The organism is Streptomyces sp. BK022 (assembly GCF_004217355.1).
In the GTDB taxonomy this organism is placed as follows: Bacteria; Actinomycetota; Actinomycetes; order Streptomycetales; family Streptomycetaceae; genus Streptomyces; species Streptomyces griseoluteus.
In genome coordinates this window covers 1141005-1167622 of the sequence record NZ_SHKU01000001.1, presented here as the reverse complement: position 1 = coordinate 1167622, position 26618 = coordinate 1141005, and the positions used below count along the sequence as shown (strand labels likewise).

The following is a 26618-nucleotide window of genomic DNA, read 5'->3' as shown; positions in this document are numbered from 1 at the left end:
GTGAGGAGTGCCCGATGAACCTGGCCATGGCACCGGAAACGCTCGCACGCTGGCAGTTCGGCATCACCACCGTCTACCACTTCCTCTTCGTCCCGCTCACCATCAGCCTCGCGGCGATCACGGCGGGCCTGGAGACCGCATGGGTGCGCACGAGCAAGGAGAAGTACTTCCACGCCACCAAGTTCTGGGGGAAGCTCTTCCTGATCAACATCGCGATGGGCGTGGTCACGGGCATCGTGCAGGAGTTCCAGTTCGGCATGAACTGGTCGGACTACTCCCGCTTCGTCGGTGACGTCTTCGGCGCCCCGCTCGCCATGGAGGCGCTGATCGCCTTCTTCTTCGAGTCGACCTTCATCGGGCTGTGGATCTTCGGCTGGGACAAGCTGCCGAAGAAGCTCCACTGCGCCTGCATCTGGATGGTCTCGCTCGGCACGATCCTCTCCGGCTACTTCATCCTGGCGGCCAACTCCTGGATGCAGCACCCCGTCGGCTACACGATCGACGAGAAGACGGGCAAGGCGCGGCTCACCGACGTCTGGCTCGCCCTCACCCAGGAGACCACGCTCGTCGGGTTCGCCCACGTCCTCACCGCGGCCTTCCTGACCGGCGCGGCCTTCATGGTCGGCATCTCCTGCTTCCATCTCTGGCGGGCCAAGCGGGCCGAAACCGCGGGCGAACAGCCGGGCGAGAAGCGGTCCAAGCAGATCTCGGCACTGCGCATGTCACTGCGGACCGGTCTGGTCATCGCGGTGATCGCGGGCCTCGGTACCGCACTGAGCGGCGACCGCATGGGCCAGGTCATGTTCGAGCAGCAGCCGATGAAGATGGCCTCCGCCGAAGCGCTGTGGGACACCCAGAGCCCGGCACCGTTCTCCGCCTTCGCCGTAGGCGACGTCGACCAGGGCCGCAACAGTGTCGAGGTGGAGATCCCCGGCCTGCTGTCCTTCCTCGCCCACCACAACTTCCACGAGGCCGTGCCGGGCATCAACGACATCGCCGAACACGAGGCGAAGCTCTACGGCGGCTCCCCCGGCGACTACCTGCCGAACATCTTCATGACCTTCTGGGCCTTCCGCCTGATGATCACGTTCGGCATGGCGTCCTTCGCGTTCGGACTGGCCGGCCTGTGGCTCACCCGCCAACGCCGACTGGTGGCACCGCGGTTCCGCACCAAGGCGGACGAGGTGCCTCGCCTGATGCTCACCGCCGAGCGCGAGCTGCACCCCACCCTGACCAAGTGGTTCTGGCGGATCGGCGTCCTCACCATGGGCTTCCCGCTGATCGCCAACTCCTTCGGCTGGATCTTCACCGAGATGGGCCGTCAGCCCTGGGTCGTCAACGGCCTGATGCGAACCGCCGACGCCGTCTCCCCCGGCGTCGGCGACGCCCAGGTGATCACGTCCATGAGCGTGTTCACCCTCCTGTACGCGGTCCTCGCTGTCATCGAGGTCCGGCTCATGGCCAAGTACGCGAAGGCCGGCCCCGACATCAACGAGAAGCAGCCCGTGAGGGACCCGCGATTGCGGGGACCGCGCGGCACCGGCTCCGGCGAGGACACGGACGCCGACAAGCCCCTGTCGTTCGCGTACTGACACCCGAAAGGAGACATCCGGTCATGCACCTGCACGACCTCTGGTTCGTAACGATCGCCTTCCTGTGGATCGGCTACTTCTTCCTGGAGGGCTTCGACTTCGGCATCGGCGTCCTCACCAAGACCCTCGCCAGGAACCGCGCCGAGCGGCGGGTCCTGATCAACACCATCGGACCCGTGTGGGACGGCAACGAGGTCTGGCTGCTGTCCGCGGTCGGCGGCACCTTCGCCGCCTTCCCCGACTGGTACGCCACCCTGCTCAGCGGCTCTACCTGCCCTTCCTGCTCATCCTCGGCTGCCTCATCCTCCGTGGCGTCGCCTTCGAGTACCGCCACAAGCGCGGTGAGGAGCGCTGGCAGCGCAACTGGGAACACACCATCTTCTGGTGCTCCCTGATCCCCGCCTTCCTGTGGGGCGTCATCTTCACCGACATCGTCCGCGGCGTCCCCATCGGCGCGGACCACGACTACGCCGGGGACCTGGGCGACCTCGTGGGCGGCTACGCCCTGCTCGGCGGCATCGTCACGCTGGCACTGTTCACCTTCCACGGCGCGGTGTTCGCCACTCTGAAGACGCTCGGCGACGTGCGGGTACGGGCCCGGAGCCAGGCCCGCGTGCTGGGCCTCCTCACCCTGGCCCTGGGCGCGCCGTTCCTGATCTGGACCCAGGCCGAGTACGGCGGGGACCGCAGCCTGGTCGCCGTGGTGGTCGCGGGTGTCGCGCTGGCAGCGGCGCTCCTGCTGAACGGGCGTGGCCGGGAGGGCTGGGCCTTCGGGCTGTCCGGCACCGCTGTCGTCGCCGCGTTCGCCTCGCTGTTCCTGTCCCTCTTCCCGGACGTGATGCCCTCCACGCTCGACCCCGCTTGGAGCCTGACCGTGACCAACGCGGCGTCCGGCCACTACACGCTCACGATCATGACGTGGGTCGCCCTGATCTTCACCCCGCTGGTCATGTCCTACCAGGCGTTCACCTACTGGGTGTTCCGCCGCCGCATCGGCGTCCAGCACATCCCCGGCGCGACGACATCCGCCGCGCACTCCCCGAAAGGAACCGCCATGTCCCCCGCTCACGCGGCCCAGCCGCCCCGCATTCTGATCGTCGGCGGTGGCTACGCCGGCCTGTACACCGCCCTGCGCGTGCTGAAGAAGCTCCGCGGCGACGAGGCCACGGTCACCGTGGTCGACCCTCGCTCCTACATGACCTACCTGCCGTTCCTGCCGGAGGCCGCCGGAGGCAACGTCGCCGACCGCAACCTCGTCGCCCCGCTGCGGACCACCCTCAAGAAGGCCGAGGTCGTCACCGGACACGTGGTCGCCGTCGACCACACCCGAAAGACGGCGACGATCGTCCCCCCGGCCGGCGACGAGTACGAACTCGGCTTCGACTATCTCGTCGTCGCCACCGGCTCCGTCTCCCGGACCTTCCCCATTCCCGGCCTCGCCCAGCACGGCATCGGCCTGAAGACCGTCGAAGAAGCCGTCTCCTTGCGCAACCACGTGCTGTGGCAGCTCGACAAGGCCGACTCGACCACCGACCCCGAGGCGCGCCGCAAGGCCCTCACCTTCGTTTTCGTCGGCGGCGGCTTCGCCGGTGTCGAAGCCGTCGGTGAGATCGAGGACATGTGCCGCGACGCGGCGAAGAACTACCGCAACATCGGCCGTGAGGACATGCGCTTCATCCTCGTCGAGGCCGCGAACCGCATCCTGCCCGAGATGGGCCCCGACCTCGGTGTATGGACGAAGAAGAAGCTCGAAGAGCGCGGCGTCGAGGTGTATCTGAACACCTCGATGGAGTCCTGCACCGACCAGCAGGTGCTGCTGAAGAACGGGGTCGAGACCCCCGCTTCCACCATCGTCTGGACGGCCGGCGTCAAGCCCAGCCCGCTCCTCACCGGCTTCGGGCTACCGCTCGGCCCCCGCGGGCACATCGACACCGCGGCCACGCTCCAGGTCCAGGGCTTCGACTACGTCTGGTCGGCCGGCGACAACGCCCAGGTACCCGACCTCGCCGTCGGCGACGGCGCCTGGTGCCCGCCCAACGCCCAGCACGCCTACCGCCAGGCCAAGGTACTCGGCGACAACATCGTCGCCCGACTGCGCGGCCGCCGGCAGAAGGAGTACAAGCACGCCAACCTCGGCGCGGTCGCCAGCATCGGTCTGCACAAGGGCGTCGCCATCATGTTCGGCAAGATCAAGCTCAAGGGCCTGCCGGCCTGGTGGTTCCACCGCCTCTACCACGGCGCGATGATGCCCACCGTCAACCGCAAGGTCCGCGTCTTCCTCGACTGGACCCTTGCCGTGTTCCTGCGCCGCGAGACCGTCGGGCTCCCCGAAATGGCCCACCCCCGCGACGCGTTCATCGACGCCGCCTTGCCTGAGCCGCAACTGCGCCGGGCCGAACGGGGCAACGGCCTGTCGCTCGTCACCGGCAACGACCGCTCCGGTGGTGTGACCACCACTCCATGACAACCGGGCCCGTCGGCGCGCAGGAGGCCTCAGCCGTCCCGCGCGCCGACGGGTCCTCCATGCTGCCCCAGCCCTCCGGCGCGAGCTCGCGCACCGGAGGGCCCGTTGTCGCGGTGCTCGTCTTCGCGGGCATCGTCGTCGCTTCGATGCAGACCTGGTGCTGCCGCTCATCGGTGCTCTGCCCCGGCTGCTGCACACCACGACCTCCGACGCGTCCTGGGTGGTCACCGCTCTGCTGCTCGCGGGCCCGGCAACGTGCGGAGCCACCCGCCCAGGGAGATGAGCAGGGCCCCTGTTATCGTGCGCCGATGTCAACGATCAGGCAGTTCCAAGTGACCTTCGACTGCGCGGAACCTGCGCGTCTCGCCGCCTTCTGGTGCGAGGTGCTGGGGTACGTCGTACCGGCAGTCCCGGAGGGCTTTGCCACGTGGGAGGAGTACCACCACTCCCTGCCGCCTGAGGAGCAGGAGATCTACTTCGCGTGCACGGATCCCTCGGGTGTGGGGCCGCGCCTGCTCTTCCAGCGAGTTCCCGAAGGCAAGGTCGTCAAGAACCGGGTGCATCTTGACGTGCGGGCCGGCGCCGGGCTCGTGGGTGACGAGCGCCTGGCCACACTTGAGGCCGAATGCGCACGGCTGATGGCGCTCGGCGCGAAACACGTGCTGACGCAGCGCGCCGATGGCGTCAACGAGTCCTGCATCACGATGCAGGACATCGAGGGCAACGAGTTCTGCCTCGACTGATTCTTCTCCGAGACTGCGAGGGGGGAGCCGTCTCCCCGGGGACCTCTCAGGTCCGGGGCAAGTTGACGCATCGTCAAGTTCGTTCGCCAGTAGCTGATGCACACACGTCGATGGGGCGAGAAACGGTCAGTTTCTCGCCCCATCGCGCTGCGTCTGTCAGAGAGCGCCCTTGCCCGGTTCTCCGGCCGGGAGCGCTTCGAGGACGACCACATCCGGCGGTCCTTCCAAGGCGGCGCCAAGGGCCTTTCCGACCCTGGCCATCACGGCTCCCTCGCGGTGCGCCTGGAGGTCCTGCTCGGAATCCCACTTCTCCACCATGACGAAGTGGCCGTCCGACCCCGCCTTCTTGTGCAGGGAATAACGGGAGCAGCCGCGCTCGGCGTGCACTTCCGGCACCGCCTCCCGAAACACCTTCTCGACGAGCCCCTCTTGTCCGGGCTTCGCCATCAGATGGGCAACGATGACAACCGGCATGACAACTACTCCTTGAACCGAGTTCTTCTTTCGACTGCCTCAGCCGTGACAGAGGGCTGGTACCTCACCACGGAACTGCACCAACTGGTCGTACACCCAGGGGTAGTAGCGACTGTCGAGGCTGTACGGGTCCTCACATCGGGTGATGTGCCGACGACTGAGGCCGCTTTCATCGGCGTGCTCTGCCGTGATCACATGAGAACCGTGTCCGCCGACCGGCGCGACAGCCGCTGAGGCAGAGCCGCCCGCGGCAAACAAGACACCTCCGGCAATCATTACAGAGGTGGCCGCCGATGCCATGCGCAATGTCAGCTTACCCATAGTCATCCCCTTGCCTTGTTCGCTGCTCCATTTGCGCTGATTCACCCTCGGAAATGGAAGCGATTGAGTTTCACTACGACCGTACGCGCCAGCCCCTCCACCGCAGCGCGGCTTTACTACATGTTCCTGTAGGCCGTCACCGATAAAAGTCCTTGATACTGCCCGTGACCTGTACCTTTCTGTTCCGCCCACCGAGGTGTTTCAACGCCCTCGCGGCAGCGTGGGCCCCGCACATGCCGTGAGCGCCGGGACCGGGTGGTGTCGCCGCCGAGCAGATGAAATGCCCCGGCACGCCGGTGTCGTACGGGTGCGGCGTCGGGCCGGGTCCGAGCAGCATCTGCCGGATGTCCTTCGCGCCGGTGAGGATGTTCCCGCCCACGAAATTGGGGTTGCCGGCGGCGAAGGCGGCGGGCGGACGGGACACGGTCCCGACAATTCGTTCACGGAAGCCGGGAGCGAACCGTTCGATCTGGGCGATGACGGCTTCCGTGGCGTCGCCTTCGTAACCGTGAGGGACGTGGGCGTAGGACCAGACGGGATGGACGTCGCCGGCCGAGCGGGAGGGATCCGCCAGATACTGCTGGCCCACGAGGACGAACGGCCGCTCGGGCAGACGTCCGGTGTGCACCGCGCGTTCGGCCGCGGCGATCTCGGCGGGCGCCCCGCCGAGATGCACGGTCCCAGCCCTGCGGGCGGACTCGGCTCGCCACGGCACCCCGCCCTCGACCGCGAAGTCGACCTTGTGAGCTGCCGGACCGTAGCGGAACCGTTCGTAGGCCCGCCGGACGCGCGGGGGCAGTAGATCGCCGGGCGCTTCGGCCAGCGCGGTCGGGGCCACGTCCCACAGGACGGCGTCCGAGGGGGGCACCTGGGGCGCGGACCTCACCCACACGCCGGTCTCGATCTTGCCGCCGAGATCACGCAGCAGCGCGGCCAGTGCGCCGGTGATCGCCCGGGATCCGCCTTCGGCCACCGCCCAGCCGTGCTGGTGTCCGGCGGTGAGGATACCGAGCCCGATCGCCGAGGAGAGCGGCTCGTTCAGAGGCCGGAACGCGTGGGCTGCCACTCCCAGCCACAGGGCACGGGCCTGCGGTGTGCGGAACGCCCGGGCGAGAGCGAGCGCGGGCAGCAAGGTCGGCGCGCCGAAGCGGGCGAGCCTCAGCGGATGAGCGGGCGGCCTCAGCAGCGGTCCGAGGATGTCCTCGCTGAGCGCGTCGTAGCCCCTCACCGGTGCCTCGAACAGGCTGCGCCAGCGTCGCTCGTCGGGCCCGAGACCGGCGGCGGTCTCGGTGACCGAGCGGTACAGCACCCCAGCCGTGCCGTCGTCGAGCGGATGGACACAGTCGATCTCTGGCAGCCGCCACCGCAGCCCGTAGCGGTCGAGCCCCAGCTCGCGCAGGAGGGGTGAGCCCACGGCCATGGGATGGACGGCCGAGCAGTGGTCGTGCAGGAGGCCCGGCGCGATCGCCTCGACCGTACGCGTGCCGCCACCGATCTCGGGAGCGCCTTCAAGCACGGTGACGTCGACCCCCTCGCGGGCCAGCACGACGGCGGCGGCCAGGCCGTTGGGTCCACTGCCGACGACGGTCGCGGTGGTCACCGTTCCTCCGCTGTGCGGCGATCGCCGGTCACGCCGAACCTTCCAGCGCAGCGCCGTCGTGGCCCGCGACAGGGTCTGCCTCCGGCTCGTCGCGCCGGAAGGTGACGGTCAGCGGGATGGGCCCGTTCGGCAACCACGGCTGCTCGTTCACCGCGTCGGCGACCTTCCAGTGGCCCCGCTCGACGACTCCGAGAGCGGCGTCGATCACCTTGTAGTGCTGCACTGGGGAGTGGATGGCCTGGGACTCGACCCAGACGACGACCCACTCCCCCGGCGCGAAGCCGACGCGCCTCTGCACGGCGCGGATCAGATCCTCGTCGTGGAGGTGGCCGTCCCCGAAGTTGAACCCGACCAGCGAGTTGCACCCGAACTCGGCCTCGCGGACGGTTCGGGAGTCCAGGTCGGGGAGGGCATGCGCCAGCACGCTGAGCAGACCCCGTCCCTGACTGTGCATCGACCGCCATGCCACCGGCTGCTGCATGGTGATCTCGGCTGCTTCCGGGGAGTATCCCATCGCCCCTAGCTGATCGATCTGGTTCACGGTGGGCCGGTGGGCCACCGTGTTGAGCTTGGCCTCCGCGCCCGGGGCGAAGGCCCAGAGCGCCGAGGCCCAGTTCCCCGCGTACTGCCGCATCGACGGCAGGAAGGAGACGAGGTCCGGCCTCAGGTTGCCGAGGACGGGGAAGACCATGAGTCCGGTGGTGATGAGCAGCGCGAGCCATGCGGAGGACATGTCGGTGACGCCGTAGCCACCGTCGTTCGGAAATCCGAGGAACAGGAACACCGCGAGGTAGCCGAACAGGATGTTCCACTCCAGGGGCACCGCCAGAGGGAACGTCGAGGTGATGAACAGGTGGAACGTCACCATGAGCACCACGGCGGCGACGGTCAGCCGGTGATCGGTGGAGAACAGCAGGACCAGCGGCGTGACCACCTCCACGGTCGTGCCGCCGACGTGCGCCATGAAGGTCGCGAGCCGCGACGGGCGCAGGTCGCGGGGAAAGTCGCGGTAGTGCGCCCGCCTGATCCACTTGCCGGGGACGCAGGGGCTGTTGGAAACCATGGGCGGGATGACGTTGCTGAAGTGCCGGCCGAACTTCGACACCCCAGCACCGACCCAGACGCACACGATGAGCAGCTTCGCCGCGACGATCATGTCGACGAACGGCAGGAAGGCGAAGAACACCACCGCGGGCAGGTACTGCTCGCCGCGGAAGGCGAGGAAGAGCGTCTTGTCCCGCAGGCCGGTCAGGACGTACAGCGTGATCGGCGCGTACAGCAGGCTCGGGTCGACCAGACCGGTGCTGTTGTGCGGCAGGGCCGCCGTCAGTGTGTCGCTGTGGACGCCGGGCAGCACGAGGGCGGTCAACAGGGCGGTCAGGAACGCGAGATAGAGGATCACGTCGACGACGCCGCGCGTGTCGCCGCCGGTGAAAGGCACCCGTTTCCACGGCCGTAGCCTGATGCTGCCGGGGCGCGCCCAGAAAAGGACGCCGCCGGTCATCGGTTTGAACTTGCCTGCCAGTGGCCCCCAGGAGCCCGCCAGCCCGATGGCCTCCAGCAGGAGGGTCCAGAGCACGAGCTTCTGGTAGACGATCGGTTCGTTCCACCAACCGGCGACGTCCCAGAAGGGGGCGGTGCCGGAGGTCAGGGTGGCCAGCGCGGTACCGCCGGCCACGTACAGGACGAGCAGCTTCACCACGTACACGGTGTGGATCATCTTCGGGCTGCCGAAGCCGTACTGCACCCAGTGCAATGCGAGCGTCTTCGTTCGTTCGAACAGCGGCTGATCGAGGAAGGTCTCGGGGTCGACCGGGGGGAAGTTGCCCGTTTTGAAGCCCATTCTGGCTCTCCTTTGAGCGTGTGTCAGGGCAGAGCGGAAGTACCGAGGGGCCGTTATCGGGCCTGTCAGCCGGTAGGCGTCAACTCGCGCCGCAGCGTCGGCTTGTCGAGCTTCCCGACCGGGTTCCTGGGCAGCTCGTCCCGGATGTCGATCCGTGTCGGGATCTTGATCTTCGCAAGCCGTTCACCGCAGTGGGCGATCAAGTCGTCGACGGCGGCGTGCGCTCCTGGGTACAGCGTGACGAAGGCGACGGGTACCTCGCCGAGGACGGCGTCGGGGGCTCCGACGACGGCCGCCTCGAGAACCGCGGGATGGTCGTGCAGCACGTTCTCGATCTCCTTCGGGTAGAGGTTCTCTCCACCCCTGATGATCATGTCCTTGATGCGGTCCACGAGGATCAGATAGCCGTCTTCGTCGAACCGGCCGACGTCGCCGGTGTGCAGCCAGCCGTCGACGATCGTGGCCGCTGTCGCTTCCGGTCGGTTGAGGTAGCCCCGCATGACGTTCGGACCCTGGACGACGACCTCACCGGGACCGTCGGTGACGATGCGCCCCTGCGGGTCCATCAGCGCGACACGCTGACCGGCCAGCGGAACCCCGACGGTGCCGGGCTTGCGGCGGCCGTCGAGCGGGTTGGTCGTCGTCGCGCATGTTCCCTCCGACAGCCCGTAGCCTTCCACGAGCGGTACGCCGTAGCGGTCCTCGAACCGCGCGATGAGCTGTGCGGGCATCGGTGCGGCGCCGCACACGGCGACACGCAGTGACGACACGTCCGGCCGGACGTCGGCCGGGAGCCCGGCGAGCATCGCGTAGATGGCGGGGACGGCCGAGAAGTAGGTGGGCCGCACCCGGGCGACCTTCTCGAAGAAGGTCGTCGCGCTGAATCGCCCCGCGATGCTCGCCCGTCCACCGGCATACAGCGCGGACAGGACGCTCACGACGATCCCGTTGACGTGAAACAGCGGGAGGATGAGCAGGCTGTGGTCACGGGGCCCGATACCGAGGCCAGAGACGATCATCTCCGTCATGGCCAGCACGTTTCCGTGGTCGAGCATCACGCCCTTGGGACGGCCCGTCGTGCCGCTGGTGTAGATGAGGAGGGCGAGCGCGGAGTCGTCCAGGTCGTCGGAAGCCGCTACGCCCCGCGCTTCCCCGGGCTCCTGAGCGCCCGCCAGGTCGTCCACATCCAGCGTGACCAGTTTCCCGCCGGCCTCTCCGACAACGACGCGGGCGCCGGCGTCCGCGATCTGATGGCGGGCCTCGGCCTCAGTGAGGGCGGGATTGACCGGAGTGAGTGCCGCACCGAGCCGCCACGCCGCGAACAGAGCGATCACCAGCTCAAGGCGGTTGGGCAGCACGACGGCCACGACGTCTCCCCTCGACACCCCGTGGGCCCGCAGTACGTTCGCGGCCGCACGCACCCGGACGGCGAACGCGGTGTTGTCCAGGGACGTCAGGTCGTCGGACAGGCAGGACCCCAGCGGGTCGCGCGTGGCGCGGTCGTCGGGCAGCAGGGCAAGGTGCATGGGCGTCGTCCTCTCAGGTGCGGCTGGGACACCGCATCGTCACCGTGAGCCGCTTCATCGCGTCCACTGTGTGACAGGACGGTAGAAAGCACAGGTGACGGGAACCATGGGCCCGGGAACCCAAGCTTCCGCGAGACGTTGTGCCGACGTCACAACGGCATTGCAGCGCGGTTACTTGCGCATCTCCTGCATCAGGGCAGGGCTTGCTACGGTGCGCGCCATGCCCACTGCTGTCGACCCGCTCGTTGCCGAGGTGGCGCGTGCCATCGAGGCCGACCTGCCCGCGCTCACCGAGGAGCTGACCACCTGGTTCACCGAAGTCATCCCGGAGTTCCAGCACGACGAGACGGTCCGCGGACTCATGGTGGCGAGCACGTCGTCGAATCTGGTGGCCATCGTCGATCTGCTCAAGCACTCCATCCCGGTAGAACAGATCTCCGTCCCGACGGCCGCCGCGGAGTACGCTCGCCGCTTCGCCCAGCACTCCCTGTCCCTGGAGGCTCTCCTACGGGCGTACCGCCTCGGCGAGAACCGGTTCACCAAGTGGGGCATCACGGCACTGGACCGGATCGACGGGGTACCGACCGGCCTGGCGCTCGCAGCCGTCGCGGAGTTGTCCCTTCGCACGCACCGTTATCTCGACCAGGTCATCGAAGGCTTGATCGAGATCTACGAGACGGAGCGACGGCTCTGGAACAGCCGCATCGGAGCTGCCCGAGCCGCGCAGATCCGCCTCGTTCTGGACTCGGAGAGCCTGTCGGAGGCGGAAGTCCATCATCTCCTCGGCATTCCCATGACCTGCTGGCACACCGCCGCGGTCGCGTGGCTGCCGGCGGAGGGACCGAGCCCGGCCGGAACCCTCGATGCCGCCGCACGTCTGATGCAGGAGGTCTCCGGGACCGGAACACCTCTGACGCTGCTCAACGATGAGCGCACGATGTGGATCTGGACGCAGCACCCGGCCCCCGCCGCCTCGACCTCGACACGCTGCGTGAATGCGTGGGCGGCCTCGGTACCGGAGTGCGGGTCGCGCTCGGCAGCCAGGCACCTGGCATCGACGGGTTTCGCGGCTCGCTCCGTGAGGCCTTGCGCGCCAAGGCAGTTGCCGAGACGGGACAGAACGATTCTCTCAGGGTCGTCGCCTTCGACGACATCGCGGTCGCCGCGTTGCTCACGGAGAAGTCAGAGGACCTCGAGCGCTGGATCACCCGGGTGCTTGGCACACTCGTGACCGATGCCCCAGGTATCGGTCAGTTACGCGACACCCTCATGGCGTACCTCGATTCGGGGGGCAGCTACACGCAAGCGGCGACCCGGCTACACCTGCACAAGAACACCGTGCACTACCGCATCCGCAAAGCCGAGGAACTGCTCGGCCGTCCGTTGGCCGAGGACCGTCTCGACGTCGAGGTGGCCCTCTTGGCCAGGACCCTGCTGTGGCGGCACCGGTGACCGGCGGGCAACCGCCATCGGGCCTCGGCACTCACCGTGATCCCGCCGGTCCCTACCGGACCGACTGACGCAGTCGCCGCCGAGAGCCCCCGCCGAGCTTCTGAAGGGGCCGACGCATCATGTACATGATCTCAGCGCGTGGGTCACAGCTGGGTGAGCGGGGAAGGGTCTGGGGGTGGGAACGTGAATCTGCCTGCTCCCTGCGGGACATGACCTCCGTTAGCGTCTCCGGCTGGTTGCAGCGTGGGGCCGGCAGTCGAAGAGGATCCAGGAGTACGTCGTGTTTGACCACGTCATCGGGCTGAGCCCCGAGGAGGCAGCACGCTGGACCGATCTGGTCGAGCAGTCCCGACCAGTCCTTGAGAGCGACGGAATGGAGGCCGTCCAGACCTTCCTGGCCGAGCGCGGCTTGGGCATCATCCAGGCGATCGCCATCACTCGGGCGCTGCTTGGGAATAGCGAGACACCGCTTCAAGTCGCCATCGACATCGTGGCCACCAGCAAGGCCCGACAATGAGTTCAGCGAATTCGGCATCGAGCGCTTCCAAGGGCTGTCCCGTAACTACACATCGGGGCGGGCGCCTCGGACGTGGGTGATCACGTCTGGTTGGCCCAGGCCGACTCGGTTGATCCGGCCTCGGCCTCGGATCACGCCATCTGCGGCCAGTCTCTTCCTCAGTGCGTCGGGTGCTAGGGGTGTCTGGAAGCCCTCGCTGAGGCCTCGCCCCGTGTCTGCGTACTCGTAGCGGACCGCGTACGTCCTTCCCTCGTGACGCCATTCGCAGCGAACCAGCGGTCGCGCGAGGACTGCTTCGAACCACTCTGCCGCTCTGTTCGCCAGCTCCGTAGGGCTGCCTGCGGCTTCGAGGGTGAACTCACTCGCGGTCTGCTGGATAGTGAAGTCCTGGTTGTGGAGTTCGCCGCCACGGACGACAGAGCCGTCGAAGTGGGCGCCCACGGTCAGAACTCCCTGGCTGCGTTGCCGGTCACCGATGTCCAGACAGACGATCAGCTGGCCGTCGGAGGTGTGTGCCGATGGCAGAACGACAGTGTCGAGTGGGTCCACCAACCAGGATCCCGCGCGTTCGGCCAGAACATCCACGAACGCACGCTGCGCGCTGTCCAGGTCGTCCTCGGCATACTCGAACCAGGGGATTTCATCCATGACCGCACTCTACGGGCGGCACACAGGCTGTCCAGAAGCTGCCGGTCGCAGATGAGACGATCTTGGTGTGGCTGGCGTGATCACGGCGTCGGAGACCTCCTGGATGCCGGGGAACTCCTTGGCCGGCCCGGCATACCCGGCGTCGGCCTGGGACTTCACCGACGGGTGAAGCCTGAACTGCTCGGCGATGCCCTCAGTGCGCACGGCGGTCTGGTCGTGCGTTCGGCCGGGCCGTACGACCCCGGACAGCGGCATCCGGCCCTGTCCGTCGCTGAACGTGGTGGTCTTGATCGTGTGCTGCTTCCGCTTGCCAGCGACGAAGGCCCGGCGTCCGGGGCGGCCCGTCTGCGGGCGTCTGACCTGGGTCTCGGCTCCGTCGAGCCGCAGTTCGACGGCCTCGGCCTCGGCGTAGGCGAAGACGTCGGCCAGCGTCCGCAGTCGTATCCCGAGCAGCGTGAGAAGCAACCTGTCGTGAAGAACCAGCTTCGGCTTGCGTCCTGCCCCGGCCGCCCGCTTGCGTTCACCACCCCGCGCCTCGCGCAGCGTGGACTGTCGGGCCGCCTCCCACGGGTCGGCGAGTTCGGCGAACAACTCGCGAAGTGTGCGCGGGAGTCACCAGACAGGGCAGGATGGGAGCAGGCCGTGCGGGCCCAGGTCAGCTTCACAACTCACCTAACCCGCGCGGCCCTTCCCACGTCACTGCCGACCGGCCCCGCCAGCACTTCCTCCAGGTCGCAAGTCAATGGGGTAGTCATAGCGTACGAACCCCTTGAAGCTCGCCACCTTGTCGTACAGTGCGCGGGCGGCGGTGTTGTCCTCCTGAGTGGTCCAGTAGAAGCGGGATGCCCCCCGCTCCCGCGATGCATCGGCCACCTTCTCGATCAGCATCCGCGCCGCGCCTCGGCCGCGTGCCGCCTCGTCGACGAAGAGGTCCTGGAGGTAGCAGCTGTCTTCCATCCAGAACGTCGGGTGGAACAGATAGTGCGCGATGCCGACCAGCTTCCCTTTCGACCAGGCGCCGATGCCGTGGAACTCGGTGTCGCCCCGTAGCCGCTGCCACGTCTCCTCGTAGCCCTCGTCCGGCACCGCGGTGCGGTAGAACGCCTTGTAACCGCGCGCCAGCACTTCCCAGGCGGCGCGATCCTCCTCGCGCAACGAACCAATGTTGATCACGACTGCCCATCCTCACCCGCGAGCCTCAGCTGGTCTGCCGAACTGCCGATCGGTCGAACACTGTCGGAGTCGCCCTGGCGGGCCGTGCCGTTGCCCCCGTGCGGCTGCGGAGGCGCCGCCAGCAGGCTGAGGACGTCGTACGGACGCGCCGCGACCGGGTGAGCCCCGGCACGGACACCGGCGCGTGCACCCCACCTGGCGTGCACTCCCAGCGATCCCGCGGCGTTGGCACAGTCGAGGTCCACTTCAGCGTCACCCACATAGGCGGTTGCCTCGGCCGGAACCCCGAGCTGCCGCAGTGCCAGCAACAACCCGTCCGGCGCCGGCTTGGGCCTGTCAACCTCGTCGCCTGCGACGACCACTCCAAATCGAGCGTCGATTCCGGCGGCAGCGAGCATACTCAAAGCCACTCGCCGGGTGGCCGCCGGGAATACGCCCAGCAGCAGGCCCGCATCGGCGACTTCATCGAGCAGGGCCGGTATGCCAGGGAACGGCCGCAGCTCGGCGACGGCCGGATCCAGGTGGGCGTGGAAGCGCTCGACCTCGGCGGGGCCGCAGGTGCGGCCGAGGAAGTGTGCAAGAACCAGCTCTGTGTGGCCGACATGCCAGCCGGCGACCACCTCATCCGGCGAGACCGGCGGGCCGCCGAGCGAACGAATCGCGTCGGCGTACGCGCGGGACACCGTGGGGACGCTGTCCAGAAGCGTCCCATCCATGTCAAACACAACTGCACGCATGCCTCACCATCCTGACTGCGCCGTCGCGTTCGGCGCCAGGGCCACTTCCCAAACACTGGCTACATTCAGCGGGTTCTATATCGCGGCAGGCCAGCACGTCCGGACCTCAATTTCCCCCGGGGTCGTTACTGGCGCACAAACTTGACGATGCGCCAGCTCGTCACGCTCTTTGGGGTCTCGAAGTCGGCCGCGGACCGCATTATCGACCATCTCGGGCCGATGCTTGCGCTCCAGCCCCGCAAGCGATTCGCTCAGGACACCGTGCTCATCGTGGACGGCACGCTCGTGCCCACCCGCGACCACACCGTCGCCGAGCGGTCGAAGAACTACAGGTACTCCACCAATCACCAGGCCGTCGTCGACGCCGACACCCGCTTGGTCGTCGTGGTGCCAAAGCCGCCGTCGGCAGGACTATGACGATCGCCGACGGCGGCTATCCCGGCACCGGGCTCGTCATGCCCCACCGCCGCCGCTGGCCGATTGCGACGACCGGGCCCGTCGTCGGTCGGAGAGGCGGATCAAGGCAGCGGGATTCCCGCGGGAGAAGTCGCTGCGGTCATCTGGGGTTGGAGTTCGATAGACCGGCGAATTCCCCGGTGGAAACGTTACTGACGCATCGGTGACGTGCTGCGCGGGAATCAGCTTGAGGGCTGGGCGAAATCTCGTGGCTGTGCGAGGTCGAGCCTGCTTGGATCGCCGTATGAGCAACCAAAGCGTGCGGCAGATCGGGATCCTGTTGTTCCCGGACGTCGAGGAGCTGGATGCGGTCGGTCCCTGGGAGGTCCTGTCGTACTGGACGCGGGTCTTCCCTGAGGACGAGTGGGCGGTGTTCTGCTTCTCCGCCGAAGGCAAGCCCGTGACCTGCTCGAAGGGGCTCACGATCGGATCGCACTACTCGATGGACGATATGCCCGCGCTGGACGTTCTGCTGTATCCCGGCGGTCGGGGAACCCGGCCTCGGCTCAACGACAGCCAGCACCTGGAGTGGGTCCGCCGCCAGCGCCGCTCGGTTCCGCTCATGACGAGCGTGTGCACCGGCTCGCTGGTCTTCGCCGCAGCCGGCCTTTTGACCGGGCGTCCGGCGACCACCCATTGGGGTTCGCTGGAACGGCTCAGGGAACTCGACTCGACGATCGACGTCCGGCCCGACGAGCGGTTCGTCGATGACGGTGACACGGTCACCTCCGCGGGGGTCTCGGCCGGCATCGACATGGCTCTTCACCTCGTCGCCCGGCTGTCGTCTCCGGAACGCGCGCGTCAGGTGCGCCGCGGTATTCAGTACGATCCGCAGCCACCGGTGTGACCTGACCACGTCCAAGACGGCCAGTCGCGCAGGCCATGCCCGCTGTTCGTAGCCGGCACCGGCCTGACCCTCGACAATCCAGCCTCACCCTGGCGAGCCGAAGTTCTGAACGTTCGCTGTTCGCCATGTCATGCCCGATCTACCGGCCGACCCGTCCGAGTCGCAGGTCTCGGTGGAGGAACCACGCCGTGCCTGCGACGACTGCCCCGCAGACCGTGGGCACGACCCACCACGGGAGGCCCGTCCACACGGCGGACAGACCCACGACGGCGCAGGTTGCCGCCGTGACGATGAGCAGCCATTTGCCGTAGGGGCGCCAGGTGAAGAGTCCGAGGTCGCGCGGCCTGGCCAGATGCATCGCACCGAACATCAGCGCCCACGCTGCCAGCAGCCCCGCGAACGTGCCGACGGCGGCTATCATCTGAGGCTCGTCGCGAGGTGCGTCGCTGGAATTCTGCCGGATGCCTCGCTCGGCAACCACCACGACGACGCCGCGCCACACGGTGCCAGTGACCCGGTCCCCATGCTGAAGCCCGCTCAGCGCCGGCTCCGTGTCGCCGAACGGCACGACCATCCTCGGGAAGGGCTCCGGGCCGAGCAGGGTAGCCGTTGTCCTCTTGGCGCCGAGCGAGGTGTCTTCAACGGTGAAGGTGATCTCCCGCAGGCAGTCCTCCACCCTCGGTATCACGCTGCGGGCAGGGCACGCCTCGGCCGCCTTGTACTCCCGGTACTGGGTGCGATCGCTGGGCAGCCAGCTGGTGAAGACGGCCTGGCAGGTCAGTCCGGCGGCCACGGAGACAAGGACCAGTGCCGCACCCACCAGAAGGTTCCGGCGGGCCCTCGGCTGAGGCGGCGGCTGTCCGTCTGCCACCCATGCGGTGCCGCTTCTCATCGTGGTCATCGCTCGTCTCCCGCCGTTCCCCACCGAAAGGCCACCAGTCTTCTCCAGCCGCGATCAAGCAGGCAAGGAGATCGACCGGCGGTCGGAGTCACTGGTCCTTGCCGTATCCGGGCAACGTGATCCCTGGACGCTCTTGGGCTGGGCACACGTCAGGCGCAGCCTGACCAGTACTGGCCCGGCACCCTTGACGGCTTCATAGCCGGCACCGGCCTGACCCTCGCTGATCCAGCCTCACCCTGACAAGCCGAAGTCGGTAACAGCCGGTTCCACAGGCGCCGACCACCACGCTCAGGTTCGCCGAATGAAGCGCGCAGTCACACTCTGGGGCGCAAGGCCCGGACGGGGTCCAGCGCTACGGAATCTGGCGGCATCCCGTACGGATCGTTCGTCTCCGCACCGATGTGACGGCCGAGCAGATGTTCACCCCTGCGGAAGGCGCTTGGAGTGCTGGTCGCTCGAGTGTCGTGACGTCGGGCCGGTGATTGTTGCGTGGAGCGTAGAGGGAGTCGACAGGGTCGGGACGCGTTCTGCACCCCGACCCTGGCGGTGCTGGTGTCGGTGCGTCAGTTGGCCAGGCTGAAGTCGCCGCCGACGGGAGCGGCGATCTTGTCGACGCCGGTCAGTGCCGTCTGGGTGGTGACCGGGGTGCCGCTGTCAGTGGTGTTGCCGTTGCCGAGCTGGCCGGAGCCGTTGTTGCCCCAGGAGCGCACCGTGCCGTCATTGAGCAGGACGATGGTGTGTTCGCGGCCGCCGGCCACGATCTGGATGCCGGTCAGGCCCGGCACCGGGGTGGGGGTGATCCGGTAATCGGTGGTGCCGTCGCCGAGCTGGCCGGAGGTGTTCTGGCCCCAGGTGTGGAGGCCCTTGTCGCCGCCGGTGACGACCATGCTGTGCTTGGCGCCTGCTGCGATGTGCGAGACCTCGCCGGACCAGGTGTCCTGGGTCTTGACCGGTGTGTAGCGGTTGATGGTGCTGTTGTCTCCGAGCTGGCCGGTGGCGTTGTAGCCCCAGGCCATGACCACGCCGCCGTTGCTGGGCGGCCCGACCAGGGCGAGGTTGTGATCGGCACCGGCGGCGATCCGGGTGACACCGGTCAGACCGCTCACCGGGGCGGCCACGTTTCTGCTGGCCGAAGTGCCGTCGCCGAGCTGGCCGTTGATGTTGTAGCCCCAGGCCCAAACGGTGCCGTCCTCGCGCAGCGCCAGGCTGTGGTTGAGTCCGGCGGCGATCGCGATCACCTTGGTCAAGCCCTCTACCGGCACCGGCTCGCTGCTGTCGGTGTTGCTGCCGTTGCCGAGCTGCCCGTAGTTGTTGGGCCCCCAGGCGACCACCGTCCGGTCGGCGCGCAGGGCCACACTGTGCGACCCGCCCGCGGCGATCTCGGTGGCGTCGGACAGGTTGACGACCTGGCCGGGGGCGTTGTGGCTGAACACCGAGCCGTCGCCGAGCTGCCCGGAGCTGTTGGCGCCCCAGGACTGCACGGTCCCATCGGTCAGCAGCGCCAGTCCGTGACCGGAAGCCGAGCCAGCACCGCCGGCCGCGAGCTTCACCACCTCGTCGCTCGTGAGCCCGAGCACTGTGGTGGCGGTGGGGCGGAAGTCCGTCCAGGTACCGTCGCCGAGCTGCCCGGCCCGATTGTTGCCCCAGGACTTCAGTCTCTTCGCAGCCATGTGATGCCTTCCTGATGGGGAACGAGAGCGCGGGCGCGTGGCGACTGTGGCCACCGGTCGAGCTGCTCCCGCACGCCCAGTTACCGTATGCGCTTACCTGACCACGATGCGTCATGCGCGCGGGGTTGACGGACTTTCCCCCTCGATGACTGGCTCCCGGAGAAGGTCAGGGCGGAAGGGGCCGGGAGCAGGCGCCGTCGTTGGATTTCTCGCCGTGCTCCGGCGCCTCCAGAGGCGGCACGGTTCAAACTCGCGAACAAGGCCAGCAGCCAGCACCCGGCCTGGACACGCTGGGGAGGACGTGGGATTTACAGCGGGCAGTTCGCCGGGGTGGGTGAGGTGGGTGTGGGCCGACCCCGAGACGGCGGGCGTCCAATGCCGCTTCCAGCAGGGCCCGGACCGCCGGTGTGCCGGTCTGGTAGCGCTCGGCGAGGGCGGCGCCGCCGCCGAGGTCCTGGGTCAGCACGAGCCCGTGTGAGAGCGTCGGCCAGCAGCCGGTCACCTCGGTGTCGGTCACGGGCCGGAGGCGCCCGCTCCCGAGGGGGCCTGGGGCGGCCACATCTGCGGGGAGAGGAGGCCCAGGACGTAGGCGCGGGCGACGAGCGCGGGGCGGGTCGGTGCTTCGAGGAGCCGGCGCAGGCGGCTCAGGTGGTAGTCCAGGGTCTGACGCGACAGGCGCAGTTCCGCGGCGATGTCGGTGTTGGTGCGACCGGCGGCGAGCAGGGTGACGATGCGGAGCTGGGCGGGCGTCAGAGTCGGCTGGGTCCGCTGACGTCGGCTCAGGCGGGTGGCGACGGCCCACACTCCGGTCCCGCCCGGCGCCGGTGTGCTGACGGTGGTCAGATGGATACGGGCCCGGCGCTGTGCGCCCTCCGCGTCGACCAGTACCGCCAGGGCGCGGGCGCTCCTGCGCCGTCCGCTGATCAGGTCTGTCCATGCCCGGAACAGGTCGGCGTGTTCGCGGGTGTCCGCGAGGAGCGAGTCGGCGCGCATGCCGGCCAGGTCGGAGAGCCGGACACCGAGGACCTCCGCCGCCGCTACGCCGGCCTCGCTCACCCGCCCGTCCCGTGTCAGTCTGACGCAGGCCAGTCCGCTGTGGTCGCGCAGTGCGCGTAAGTCCGCCTCGGCGTGGTGCCGTTGGTCCGTCGCCCGGACGTAGTCGGTCACGTCGACGTAGATGCCCGCGACGCAGCGCCCGGTGCTCCAGGTGGCCGGGAAGCGGTAGCCCGCCGCGTGGGCGAGGGACCCGTCGGGGCGCCGGTAGGTGAGGGTGTGCCGCACGGACCTGCCTTCGGCCAGCACCTGCCGGTCCATGGCGAGGAAGCGGTCCACGTCGGCTGGTTCGTCCACATCGGACAGGTGGCGGCCTATCAACGCGTCACGGGTCGTCCCGTACAGATGGGCGTAGGCGTGGTTGGCCCATACATAGCAGCCCGTGTCGTCGCGCATGAACGCGGGGGCCGGGGCGAGTTCGGCGAGGGCGCCGAACGGGTTGTGGTCGGGCGGACCCGCCGGGTGAACCGGCCACGTCCTGGACTCCGTCTCGCTCACGGCCCCACTCCTTCGACGCTGCGCTGTGTGACGTTCGGTGATGCCTCGCGTGTAAGCCGTAGCACCCGGGAGAGGCGGGCGCGCCGGTCGTCCTCACTGCCCGCACCGCCTGTCCGCTAGGGCATCACCGAACCTTCACGGGACGCGGACCGCCTTTCCGAATAGGGCATTTGCCTGAGCGGCGAACCCGCGACCCCGGGTAAGCGGCGGGTTCGGACTGGTTCGCTTGAAAGGAGGCGGTCGGTAGGCAGGGGTGCTGTGGGCGTCGAGGACCGCGACTTCGAAGGAGACGGAACCGCATGAGCCAGGTGCTGTACGTGCATGCCAAGGGCGGCCCCCCGGTGGGCCATGCGCTGGACCGGGTGGCCGCGAGGTCCACGGTGCACCTCCTGCTGCTGAGCCAGCTGCCCGAGGGGATGGAGGAAGACGCGGCGCGGCTGTGCGCCTCCGTGGTCGCGCCGTCCGGGGCGGAGCAGCGGGATCTGGTCGAGCTGATCACCGCCCGGGCCCGCGAGGTGAGGGCGGACGCCGTCCTCACCTTCTCCGAGTACGCCGTGGTCGCGGTGGCCGAGGCGTGCCGACGGCTCGGTCTGCGGGGTGCCGGCGCCGCCGCCGGTCTCGCCCGCGACAAGCGGCTGATGCGCGCCGCCTGGGATCGGCGCGGCGTGCCGCAGCCCAGGTTCCGCGCCGTCACGAGCCTCGCCGGACTGGAGGCCGCGACTCGTGAACTGTCATGTCCCTTGCTGCTCAAGTCGGCCTGGAGTGCGGGGTCGACCGCGCACCAGATCATCGACGGGCCCGAGCGGGCGCGGCAGGCGTGGAGCCGCTCGGGACAGGTGATGGCGGAGTCCGCGCGACTCGGGTTCGCCGAACTGCATGTGCGGGGGGCTTCCGAGGACTTCATCGTCGAGGAGATCGTCACCGGACGGGCCGAGGACTGGTTCGACGACCCCGGCTGGGGTGACTACGTGAGCGTCGAAGGCGCCGTCGTCGACGGCGAGTTCTGGCCGGTCTGCCTGACCGGGCGAATGCCGACGGTGCCACCGTTCACCGAACGCGCCGGCATCACGCCGGCCGCGGTCGAGAGCGCGGCGCAGGACCGGATCGTGCGGCTCGCGCGGCAGGCCGTGGACGCGCTGGGGCTGGAGAACTGCGGCACCCACACGGAGATCAAACTCGGCTCGGACGGCCGGATGTGGGTCATCGAGACCGCGGCCCGGTTCGGTGGCGCGATGACCGTGCCGCAGATCGAAGAGGTCTTCGGCCTCGATCTCGTCGGGATCTTCACCGACCAGATGCTCGGCCGTCCGCCCGCCTGGCCCGCCCGGGCGCTGACCCCCGCCGACGCCGGGCGCGCGGCGGGGTCGCTGGTGGTGCTCGCGGTCAACGGTGACGGCACGCCGTGGGCGCGGCGGGGCCTGTGGGACTCCTCGACGGTGGTCCGCGAGGCACCGGTCGCCGCCGGCAGCACGCTGTCCGTCGTCCGGGAGAGCTCCCTGCCGGACGGCTCGCCGGTGCCGGTCTACGATCCCGCGGGCGGCGCCAACACCATGGCCGGACTGTGCCTGCTGTCGGCCGACCGGCCGCAGACCGTCGTACGCGACTTCACCGCCCTGGTGGACGCGCTGCCGGACATCCTGTCGGCGGACGCCGTCGAGGAGGTCCGCGCATGACGCTCGCACAGGACATGACGCCCGTCCCCGAGGCGGCGGCCGACGGCACCGTCGTCGGGGCCAACCTGTCGCTGCCGCTGTTCCGCACGCTGTCCGGCGTGCTCGCCGGACACCCGTACCTGAAGGTCGTGGTGGACCGGGCCGAGGACACCTGGCATGTGCTGGACACCCGGGTCCACCCCTTCCACGTCGACTACATCGCCACCCGCGTCCTCGGCATGACACCGGGACAGCTCGACGCGGAGCTGGACGCCTTCAACGCCTCGGTGTACATGGCGCCGGACCGCCGCTTCCTGCTGGGAGTCCTCTCCTTGCACAGCGACGAGGACGCCGACGGTACCGAACGCCCCTTCCTCGTCCTGGAGACGACCGAGGCGGACACCATGCACGGCGCCCTGCTCCAGGACTTCTACGACTACGTGCGGCAGCGCGTGGACGGACGCCTCCCGCTGCTCCTCAAGCCCGCGAACCACGGCCAGGAGCACGAGCTCGCCGGAGTCAGCGACGCCCGCCTCCCCCGCATCCTGAGCCAGGAACTCTTCGGCAACCGCACCAGGACCTGCCTCAACCCGGGGGCGGCGCGGGGCCGGCTCCGGTACTTCCGCAGTCAGCGGGAGTACCGCGCGGGCGCCGCCGACCTCGGCTGGTCGGACATCGTAGCCATGGCGGGCCTGCCCGACGACGTGCCCCGGGTGGCGGGCTTCATCAACACCGCCGCCACGACACCGCTTTCGCACACCAATGTGCTGGCCTCGGGCTGGGGCATCCCGAACGCGATCATCCGCGACCTGGACGCTCTCGTGGAGCGGCAGGACCTGGACGGCACGTGGGTGGACTACCGCGTGCGGGAAGACACCATCACCCTGGAACGGCTGGACCGCGCCCCGGAGCTGGAGCGGCCGGTCTGGGACGCCCAGCGCATCCACATCGAGCCCCCGCTCATCGGGGACGCGCCGATCATGGAACTGCACCGGCTGCGCGCCGACGACCGCGACAGCTACGGCACCAAGGCCGCCAACCTCGGCGAACTGCACCACGTCCTGGACAGCCGGTCCGCGGATCTGACCGCCTTCTACGCCCGCCCGCGCCCGCCACGGCCGGACCTGCTCGCCCATCTGGGGGCGCGGCTCGGCGAGCCGGGAGCGCCCCTGGACCAACTCCGCTCCGCGGCCCTCGAACGCGTGGCCGGAACGGTCCGGGCCCCGCGGGGTGTCGCGCTGCCGTTCCATCTGCACCATCTCTATCTGACCTCGTCGCCCGGTCTCCAACAGGGCATCGGCAAACTGAAGATGGCGCTCGAACTCGACGCCACCGACATGATCGACTCGCTCGCGCTGGACCTCCAGCACCTGATGCGGAGCACCCCGGTACCCGAGGAGGTGGCGCGAGCCATCACCGGCTCGGTGCCGTGGCTGCTGGCCGACGGACGCCGCCTCGTGGTGCGCTCCTCCTCCAACGCCGAGGATCTGCCGGGGTTCTCGGCAGCGGGCATCTACGACTCGGTGACGACCGTGCGCGGCGCACAGCAGCTGATGTCCGCCGTCGTCCACGTCTGGGCCTCACTGCTCTCGCCGCGCAGTGTGCGGATGCGTCACCAGGTGGGCATCCCGCTCGACGACACCTACATGGGAGTGATCATCCAGGAGTACGCGCCGGCCGACCTCGGCGGTGTCCTGGTCACCTGCAACCCCACCCGCCGGGAGGACTTCCGCAACGTCTACCTCAACTGCACCATCGGTTCACCCGAGGGGGTGGTGGACGGCACGGTGCTGCCGCACCAGTACCTGTACAACACCGTCGAGGGCGGCGGCCGTACGGTCGCCGTCGGATCGTCGGGCACGGACCTGACGGCGGACACACGGGCGGTCCTGGCCCGACTGGCCCTGGCCGGGCGGCTGTTGCAGTCGCACTTCAGCCAGGGCGACCCGGACGACCCCCTGGACGTCGAATGGCTCATGACCGGTGAGGGGGCGTTCCAACTGGTCCAGGTACGCCCGTACGCCCGATGAGGCGCCGGACGCTCACCCCGTGGCGCCGAGCGCCCCAGGGCGACCTGACCCCGGCGGCCCGGCGGATCATCCGCCTCAACAACGGCTTCCAGCTGCTGTTCAACCTGCTGTGGTGGATGCCCGTCTTCTACGCGTACCAGCGGGACGCGGGCCTGTCCGACGGCCAGATCTTCGGCATCCAGAGCGTCTACTACATCGCTTTCTGCCTCTTCGAGATCCCCACCGGACTCGTCGCGGACCGCATCGGCCCCCGCAACTGCCTGTGGGCGGGCGCCGCGGTCATGACCGCGGCGAACCTGATGCCGGTGTTCTCGCCCTCCTACACCGGCTTCCTCCTCCACTTCCTGGCCATCGCCGCCGGCCGCTCCCTGGCGTCGGGTGCCGCCAGTGCCTGCCTGTACGACGGGCTGCGAGCGGAAGGGGCGGACTCCCACTATCTCCGTGCGGAGGGCAGCGCGCGTGCTCTGGGGCTGGCCGCCAAGGTGGTCTGCTGGCCGTTCGTCGGACCGCTGATGGCGCTGGCGCCTCAGTCCCCGTACGTGCTGAGCGCGGTGAGCGCGGCGGGCTCGCTGGGGTGCGCCCTCGCGCTGCCGCGGACCGCCCGGCGCGACACGGGGAAGGCGACGGACGACTCCGGGCGGCGCGGCCCGGCGCTGCTGCGCGACACCGGGGCCGCACTGCGGGTGCTCAGGTCGTCGCCCTGGCTGGCCCTGCTCATGGTCCAGGGCGTCGGTGTCTTCACGCTGTCCCGGATCTGCCAGGTCAACCTCTTCCAGCCGGTGCTGCTGCACCACGGCATCGCCGAGAGCGGCCATGGCACGGTGCTCGCGGCCATGACGGTCGCGGAGGCGATCGCCTCGGCGCGCCCTCAGTGGCTGGCATCCCGGCTCTCTCCCACGGCCTGGGTCTCGCTGCTGAGCGTGGCGCTCGCGGCCACCCTGGCGGCCACCACCGTCGGCGGTCCGTGGACCGTGGCCGGGCTGCTGTGCGTGTTCGCCGCGACCACCGGCTTCTGCTACCCGGTGCAGCGCAAACTCATCAACGACGCGATCCCCGAGAACGCCCCGCGCGCCACCCTGCTGTCGGTGGAGAGCATCGTGGACCGCGGAGTGTGCGCCCTGGCCGCGGTGGCCGCGGGCGCCTATCTGGCGGCGGACCGGCTCGACACGCTGCTGTGGCAGTCGGCCGTCGCCACGTGCGCGCTGGTCCTGGTCCTGCACCTGGCGCTGCGCCACGCGCACCGGGCACGACGGGCGCGCCAGGGGGCGGACGGGGCGGAGCCGGGACCCCGCAGGACGGGGTGGCTCCCGGCTCGCGGACCGGTCGCCCTGCCCGCCGACGAAGGAACGGCCCCCGGGCCCTGACCTGGAGTCAGATCTGGACAAGGCACTGACCGGCTACTTCACCTCCACCACCGACTACGCCTGACCGGTCGACCGAGCGGGTGCCGGCGCGTCAGGCTCCGGCCCTCTTCTCGTCGGCCCCCTCCTGCTCGGCGGTGGCACCCTGGGGCTGAGCGGCGAGACCGAAGTCCGGGCGGCGGACGACGAGTCTGCTCACCGTGTACGACATCTCCGAGGTCTCCCGGCGGGGCGGCGGATGGTAGCGCCCGCCGCACACGGACAGGTTGACGATGAGGTACGCGTGCCAGTTGCGTCCGGTGCCGCGCCGGTCGGCGAAGACCCGTCTGCCGTTGACCCACCAGACCACCGAGCGCGCGCCGAACTCGGTGCGCAGGTCGGCCCAGGCCCCGGGGCTGATCATGTCGTCGCGGAAGTACCGGTTGCTGCCGCGTACGTGGTTGGTGAACTCCAGCAGGTCGGGGTTGTCGGGGTGGTACTCGAAGACGTCGACCTCCTGGCCGCCGTCCCGCCAGGTCCAGATGGCGGGCCAGGCGCCGATCTCCCGGGGCAGCCGGACGCGTGCCTCCAGGATGTCGCCGGTGCGGACCTCGAAGCCGTCCTGGCTGCCCTCGGTGGTGAGCAGCCCGGTGTTCCACCGGCCGTCCGGTCTGCGCCGGGCCCGGAAGACGCCCGAGCGGCTGAAGGCGGGGTCGGCCACCAGGTAGTCGAGTTTGTCGTCGCCCGGATTCACCGGGCCGCCGTCGGGATAGGCCCAGGACCGGCCCGCCACCCACTGCCGTTCGGACGTGAAGTCGGCGGTGAACACCACGTCGGGAGCGGCGGCGGACCGCTGACCGGGGAGGGGGCTGCCCGGATTCGGTTCGTGCATGCCCGTTTTCTCTCCGTCCAGCGACGCGCCATGCACCCGGACCCGGACATGAGCACAGAAAGTACCCGAACGAGTGAATACGGGAGGACGTTTCCGGCAGGGCCCCGCGCCGGACGGGTGTGCGCGGCGCGGTCGGGCGGCGCGCGGGGCAGGGCTTTCGTAGGCTTTTCACAGCCTTTACGCAGGCGG

Annotated in this window: 24 protein-coding genes and 3 pseudogenes; 14 read left to right on the top strand and 13 right to left on the bottom strand. The window is 69.1% G+C overall.

Features of this window, described 5'->3' with window-relative positions:
- Positions 1-14: 14 nt before the first annotated feature.
- The 4 genes and pseudogenes from EV284_RS05305 (at position 15) to EV284_RS05290 (ending at position 4799) form a co-directional block, all read left to right on the top strand.
- Entirely contained in the window at positions 15-1592 is a 1578-nt protein-coding gene (locus EV284_RS05305) for a cytochrome ubiquinol oxidase subunit I (RefSeq protein WP_130330687.1), read from the top strand.
- A gap of 23 nt (positions 1593-1615) precedes the next feature.
- Positions 1616-2601, top strand: a pseudogene (cydB, locus tag EV284_RS05300) (cytochrome d ubiquinol oxidase subunit II); the annotation flags it as partial.
- 45 nt (positions 2602-2646) lie between these two features.
- The gene (locus EV284_RS05295) at positions 2647-4056 is read left to right on the top strand and encodes an NAD(P)/FAD-dependent oxidoreductase (RefSeq protein ID WP_130331128.1); all 1410 of its coding nucleotides are present in this window, start codon (positions 2647-2649) and stop codon (positions 4054-4056) included.
- 308 nt (positions 4057-4364) lie between these two features.
- The gene (locus tag EV284_RS05290) at positions 4365-4799 is read left to right on the top strand and encodes a VOC family protein (protein WP_130330685.1); all 435 of its coding nucleotides are present in this window, start codon (positions 4365-4367) and stop codon (positions 4797-4799) included.
- 156 nt (positions 4800-4955) lie between these two features.
- Here the strand turns inward: EV284_RS05290 and EV284_RS05285 are convergent, their stop codons facing one another.
- From EV284_RS05285 to EV284_RS05265, 5 genes are all read right to left on the bottom strand, one after another.
- A complete protein-coding gene (locus EV284_RS05285; protein WP_130330683.1) occupies positions 4956-5273 on the bottom strand; it encodes a putative quinol monooxygenase in 318 nt (105 codons plus the stop codon).
- 39 nt (positions 5274-5312) lie between these two features.
- Positions 5313-5639 carry a hypothetical protein gene (locus EV284_RS05280; protein WP_130330681.1) on the bottom strand — a complete coding sequence of 109 codons (327 nt, stop codon included), beginning with the start codon at positions 5637-5639 and terminating at the stop codon, positions 5313-5315.
- Between the two features lie 91 nt (positions 5640-5730).
- The gene (locus tag EV284_RS05275; protein WP_130330679.1) at positions 5731-7194 is read right to left on the bottom strand and encodes an NAD(P)/FAD-dependent oxidoreductase; all 1464 of its coding nucleotides are present in this window, start codon (positions 7192-7194) and stop codon (positions 5731-5733) included.
- 28 nt (positions 7195-7222) lie between these two features.
- A complete protein-coding gene (locus tag EV284_RS05270) occupies positions 7223-9037 on the bottom strand; it encodes a DUF3556 domain-containing protein (protein ID WP_130330677.1) in 1815 nt (604 codons plus the stop codon).
- A 65-nt stretch (positions 9038-9102) separates the two neighbouring features.
- Positions 9103-10563 carry an AMP-binding protein gene (locus EV284_RS05265; protein WP_130330675.1) on the bottom strand — a complete coding sequence of 487 codons (1461 nt, stop codon included), beginning with the start codon at positions 10561-10563 and terminating at the stop codon, positions 9103-9105.
- Positions 10564-10783: 220 nt separating this feature from the next.
- On the opposite strand from EV284_RS05265, the gene EV284_RS05260 reads away from it, so the two are divergent.
- From EV284_RS05260 to EV284_RS05255, 3 genes are all read left to right on the top strand, one after another.
- A complete protein-coding gene (locus EV284_RS05260; RefSeq protein ID WP_242625572.1) occupies positions 10784-11794 on the top strand; it encodes a hypothetical protein in 1011 nt (336 codons plus the stop codon).
- Positions 11795-11832: 38 nt separating this feature from the next.
- Complete coding sequence (locus EV284_RS33140; protein WP_242625571.1) at positions 11833-12015, top strand: helix-turn-helix domain-containing protein; 183 nt, start codon at positions 11833-11835, stop codon at positions 12013-12015.
- Between the two features lie 280 nt (positions 12016-12295).
- Positions 12296-12532: a hypothetical protein gene (locus EV284_RS05255; RefSeq protein WP_130330673.1), complete on the top strand. Its 237-nt coding sequence runs from the start codon at positions 12296-12298 to the stop codon at positions 12530-12532.
- Positions 12533-12577: 45 nt separating this feature from the next.
- Here the strand turns inward: EV284_RS05255 and EV284_RS05250 are convergent, their stop codons facing one another.
- The 4 genes from EV284_RS05250 to EV284_RS05235 form a co-directional block, all read right to left on the bottom strand.
- A complete protein-coding gene (locus EV284_RS05250) occupies positions 12578-13180 on the bottom strand; it encodes a hypothetical protein (RefSeq protein ID WP_130330671.1) in 603 nt (200 codons plus the stop codon).
- 9 nt (positions 13181-13189) lie between these two features.
- Positions 13190-13771, bottom strand: a complete 582-nt coding sequence (locus tag EV284_RS32930; protein ID WP_207228918.1) for a transposase family protein — start codon at positions 13769-13771, stop codon at positions 13190-13192.
- Positions 13772-13876: 105 nt separating this feature from the next.
- Positions 13877-14353, bottom strand: a complete 477-nt coding sequence (locus EV284_RS05240; RefSeq protein ID WP_130330669.1) for a GNAT family N-acetyltransferase — start codon at positions 14351-14353, stop codon at positions 13877-13879.
- Positions 14350-15090, bottom strand: a complete 741-nt coding sequence (locus tag EV284_RS05235) for an HAD family hydrolase (RefSeq protein WP_130330667.1) — start codon at positions 15088-15090, stop codon at positions 14350-14352. The genes EV284_RS05240 and EV284_RS05235 overlap by 4 nt, the downstream gene beginning before the upstream one ends.
- A 126-nt stretch (positions 15091-15216) precedes the next feature.
- Here EV284_RS05235 and EV284_RS05230 point away from each other — a divergent pair.
- The 3 genes and pseudogenes from EV284_RS05230 to EV284_RS05220 form a co-directional block, all read left to right on the top strand.
- Positions 15217-15560, top strand: a pseudogene (locus EV284_RS05230) (transposase family protein); the annotation flags it as partial.
- 2 nt (positions 15561-15562) lie between these two features.
- Positions 15563-15646, top strand: a pseudogene (locus tag EV284_RS33135) (AAA family ATPase); the annotation flags it as partial.
- A 144-nt stretch (positions 15647-15790) separates the two neighbouring features.
- Complete coding sequence (locus EV284_RS05220; protein ID WP_242625570.1) at positions 15791-16393, top strand: DJ-1/PfpI family protein; 603 nt, start codon at positions 15791-15793, stop codon at positions 16391-16393.
- Between the two features lie 139 nt (positions 16394-16532).
- Here EV284_RS05220 and EV284_RS05215 read toward each other — a convergent pair whose 3' ends face one another.
- Together EV284_RS05215 and EV284_RS05205 are read right to left on the bottom strand one after the other, a co-directional pair.
- The gene (locus tag EV284_RS05215; protein ID WP_130330665.1) at positions 16533-17294 is read right to left on the bottom strand and encodes a hypothetical protein; all 762 of its coding nucleotides are present in this window, start codon (positions 17292-17294) and stop codon (positions 16533-16535) included.
- A 563-nt stretch (positions 17295-17857) separates the two neighbouring features.
- On the bottom strand, positions 17858-18964 hold the full coding sequence (locus EV284_RS05205; protein ID WP_130330663.1) for a hypothetical protein: 1107 nt from the start codon (positions 18962-18964) through the stop codon (positions 17858-17860).
- Positions 18965-19298: 334 nt separating this feature from the next.
- Here EV284_RS05205 and EV284_RS32610 point away from each other — a divergent pair, with 334 nt between their 5' ends.
- Positions 19299-19442 carry a hypothetical protein gene (locus tag EV284_RS32610; RefSeq protein WP_165425457.1) on the top strand — a complete coding sequence of 48 codons (144 nt, stop codon included), beginning with the start codon at positions 19299-19301 and terminating at the stop codon, positions 19440-19442.
- Between the two features lie 35 nt (positions 19443-19477).
- Here EV284_RS32610 and EV284_RS05200 read toward each other — a convergent pair whose 3' ends face one another.
- The gene (locus EV284_RS05200; protein ID WP_130330661.1) at positions 19478-20515 is read right to left on the bottom strand and encodes a PAS domain S-box protein; all 1038 of its coding nucleotides are present in this window, start codon (positions 20513-20515) and stop codon (positions 19478-19480) included.
- A 299-nt stretch (positions 20516-20814) separates the two neighbouring features.
- Between EV284_RS05200 and EV284_RS05195 the strand changes: the two genes are divergently transcribed.
- From EV284_RS05195 to EV284_RS05185, 3 genes are read left to right on the top strand one after another with little or no spacing between them, the layout of a single operon-like run.
- Positions 20815-22188, top strand: a complete 1374-nt coding sequence (locus EV284_RS05195) for an ATP-grasp domain-containing protein (RefSeq protein ID WP_130330659.1) — start codon at positions 20815-20817, stop codon at positions 22186-22188.
- Complete coding sequence (locus EV284_RS05190; protein WP_130330657.1) at positions 22185-24197, top strand: PEP/pyruvate-binding domain-containing protein; 2013 nt, start codon at positions 22185-22187, stop codon at positions 24195-24197. Before EV284_RS05195 ends, EV284_RS05190 begins: the two co-directional genes overlap by 4 nt.
- The gene (locus tag EV284_RS05185) at positions 24194-25561 is read left to right on the top strand and encodes an MFS transporter (protein ID WP_130330655.1); all 1368 of its coding nucleotides are present in this window, start codon (positions 24194-24196) and stop codon (positions 25559-25561) included. The genes EV284_RS05190 and EV284_RS05185 overlap by 4 nt, the downstream gene beginning before the upstream one ends.
- A gap of 91 nt (positions 25562-25652) precedes the next feature.
- On the opposite strand, the gene EV284_RS05180 is transcribed toward EV284_RS05185, so the two are convergent.
- Positions 25653-26429: a family 16 glycosylhydrolase gene (locus EV284_RS05180; protein ID WP_130330653.1), complete on the bottom strand. Its 777-nt coding sequence runs from the start codon at positions 26427-26429 to the stop codon at positions 25653-25655.
- Between the last annotated feature and the right edge of the window lie 189 nt (positions 26430-26618).

Bases quoted from the DNA above. Each gene is read 5' to 3' on its own strand.
- EV284_RS05305 (WP_130330687.1), top strand. From the start codon at position 15: ATGAACCTGGCCATGGCACCGGAAACGCTCGCACGCTGGCAGTTCGGC.
- EV284_RS05295 (WP_130331128.1), top strand. From the start codon at position 2,647: ATGTCCCCCGCTCACGCGGCCCAGCCGCCCCGCATTCTGATCGTCGGC.
- EV284_RS05290 (WP_130330685.1), top strand. From the start codon at position 4,365: ATGTCAACGATCAGGCAGTTCCAAGTGACCTTCGACTGCGCGGAACCT.
- EV284_RS05285 (WP_130330683.1), bottom strand. From the start codon at position 5,273: ATGCCGGTTGTCATCGTTGCCCATCTGATGGCGAAGCCCGGACAAGAG.
- EV284_RS05270 (WP_130330677.1), bottom strand. From the start codon at position 9,037: ATGGGCTTCAAAACGGGCAACTTCCCCCCGGTCGACCCCGAGACCTTC.
- EV284_RS05265 (WP_130330675.1), bottom strand. From the start codon at position 10,563: ATGCACCTTGCCCTGCTGCCCGACGACCGCGCCACGCGCGACCCGCTG.
- EV284_RS05260 (WP_242625572.1), top strand. From the start codon at position 10,784: ATGCCCACTGCTGTCGACCCGCTCGTTGCCGAGGTGGCGCGTGCCATC.
- EV284_RS33140 (WP_242625571.1), top strand. From the start codon at position 11,833: ATGGCGTACCTCGATTCGGGGGGCAGCTACACGCAAGCGGCGACCCGG.
- EV284_RS05250 (WP_130330671.1), bottom strand. From the start codon at position 13,180: ATGGATGAAATCCCCTGGTTCGAGTATGCCGAGGACGACCTGGACAGC.
- EV284_RS05235 (WP_130330667.1), bottom strand. From the start codon at position 15,090: ATGCGTGCAGTTGTGTTTGACATGGATGGGACGCTTCTGGACAGCGTC.
- EV284_RS05220 (WP_242625570.1), top strand. From the start codon at position 15,791: ATGAGCAACCAAAGCGTGCGGCAGATCGGGATCCTGTTGTTCCCGGAC.
- EV284_RS05215 (WP_130330665.1), bottom strand. From the start codon at position 17,294: ATGACCACGATGAGAAGCGGCACCGCATGGGTGGCAGACGGACAGCCG.
- EV284_RS05205 (WP_130330663.1), bottom strand. From the start codon at position 18,964: ATGGCTGCGAAGAGACTGAAGTCCTGGGGCAACAATCGGGCCGGGCAG.
- EV284_RS05195 (WP_130330659.1), top strand. From the start codon at position 20,815: ATGAGCCAGGTGCTGTACGTGCATGCCAAGGGCGGCCCCCCGGTGGGC.
- EV284_RS05190 (WP_130330657.1), top strand. From the start codon at position 22,185: ATGACGCTCGCACAGGACATGACGCCCGTCCCCGAGGCGGCGGCCGAC.
- EV284_RS05185 (WP_130330655.1), top strand. From the start codon at position 24,194: ATGAGGCGCCGGACGCTCACCCCGTGGCGCCGAGCGCCCCAGGGCGAC.
- EV284_RS05180 (WP_130330653.1), bottom strand. From the start codon at position 26,429: ATGCACGAACCGAATCCGGGCAGCCCCCTCCCCGGTCAGCGGTCCGCC.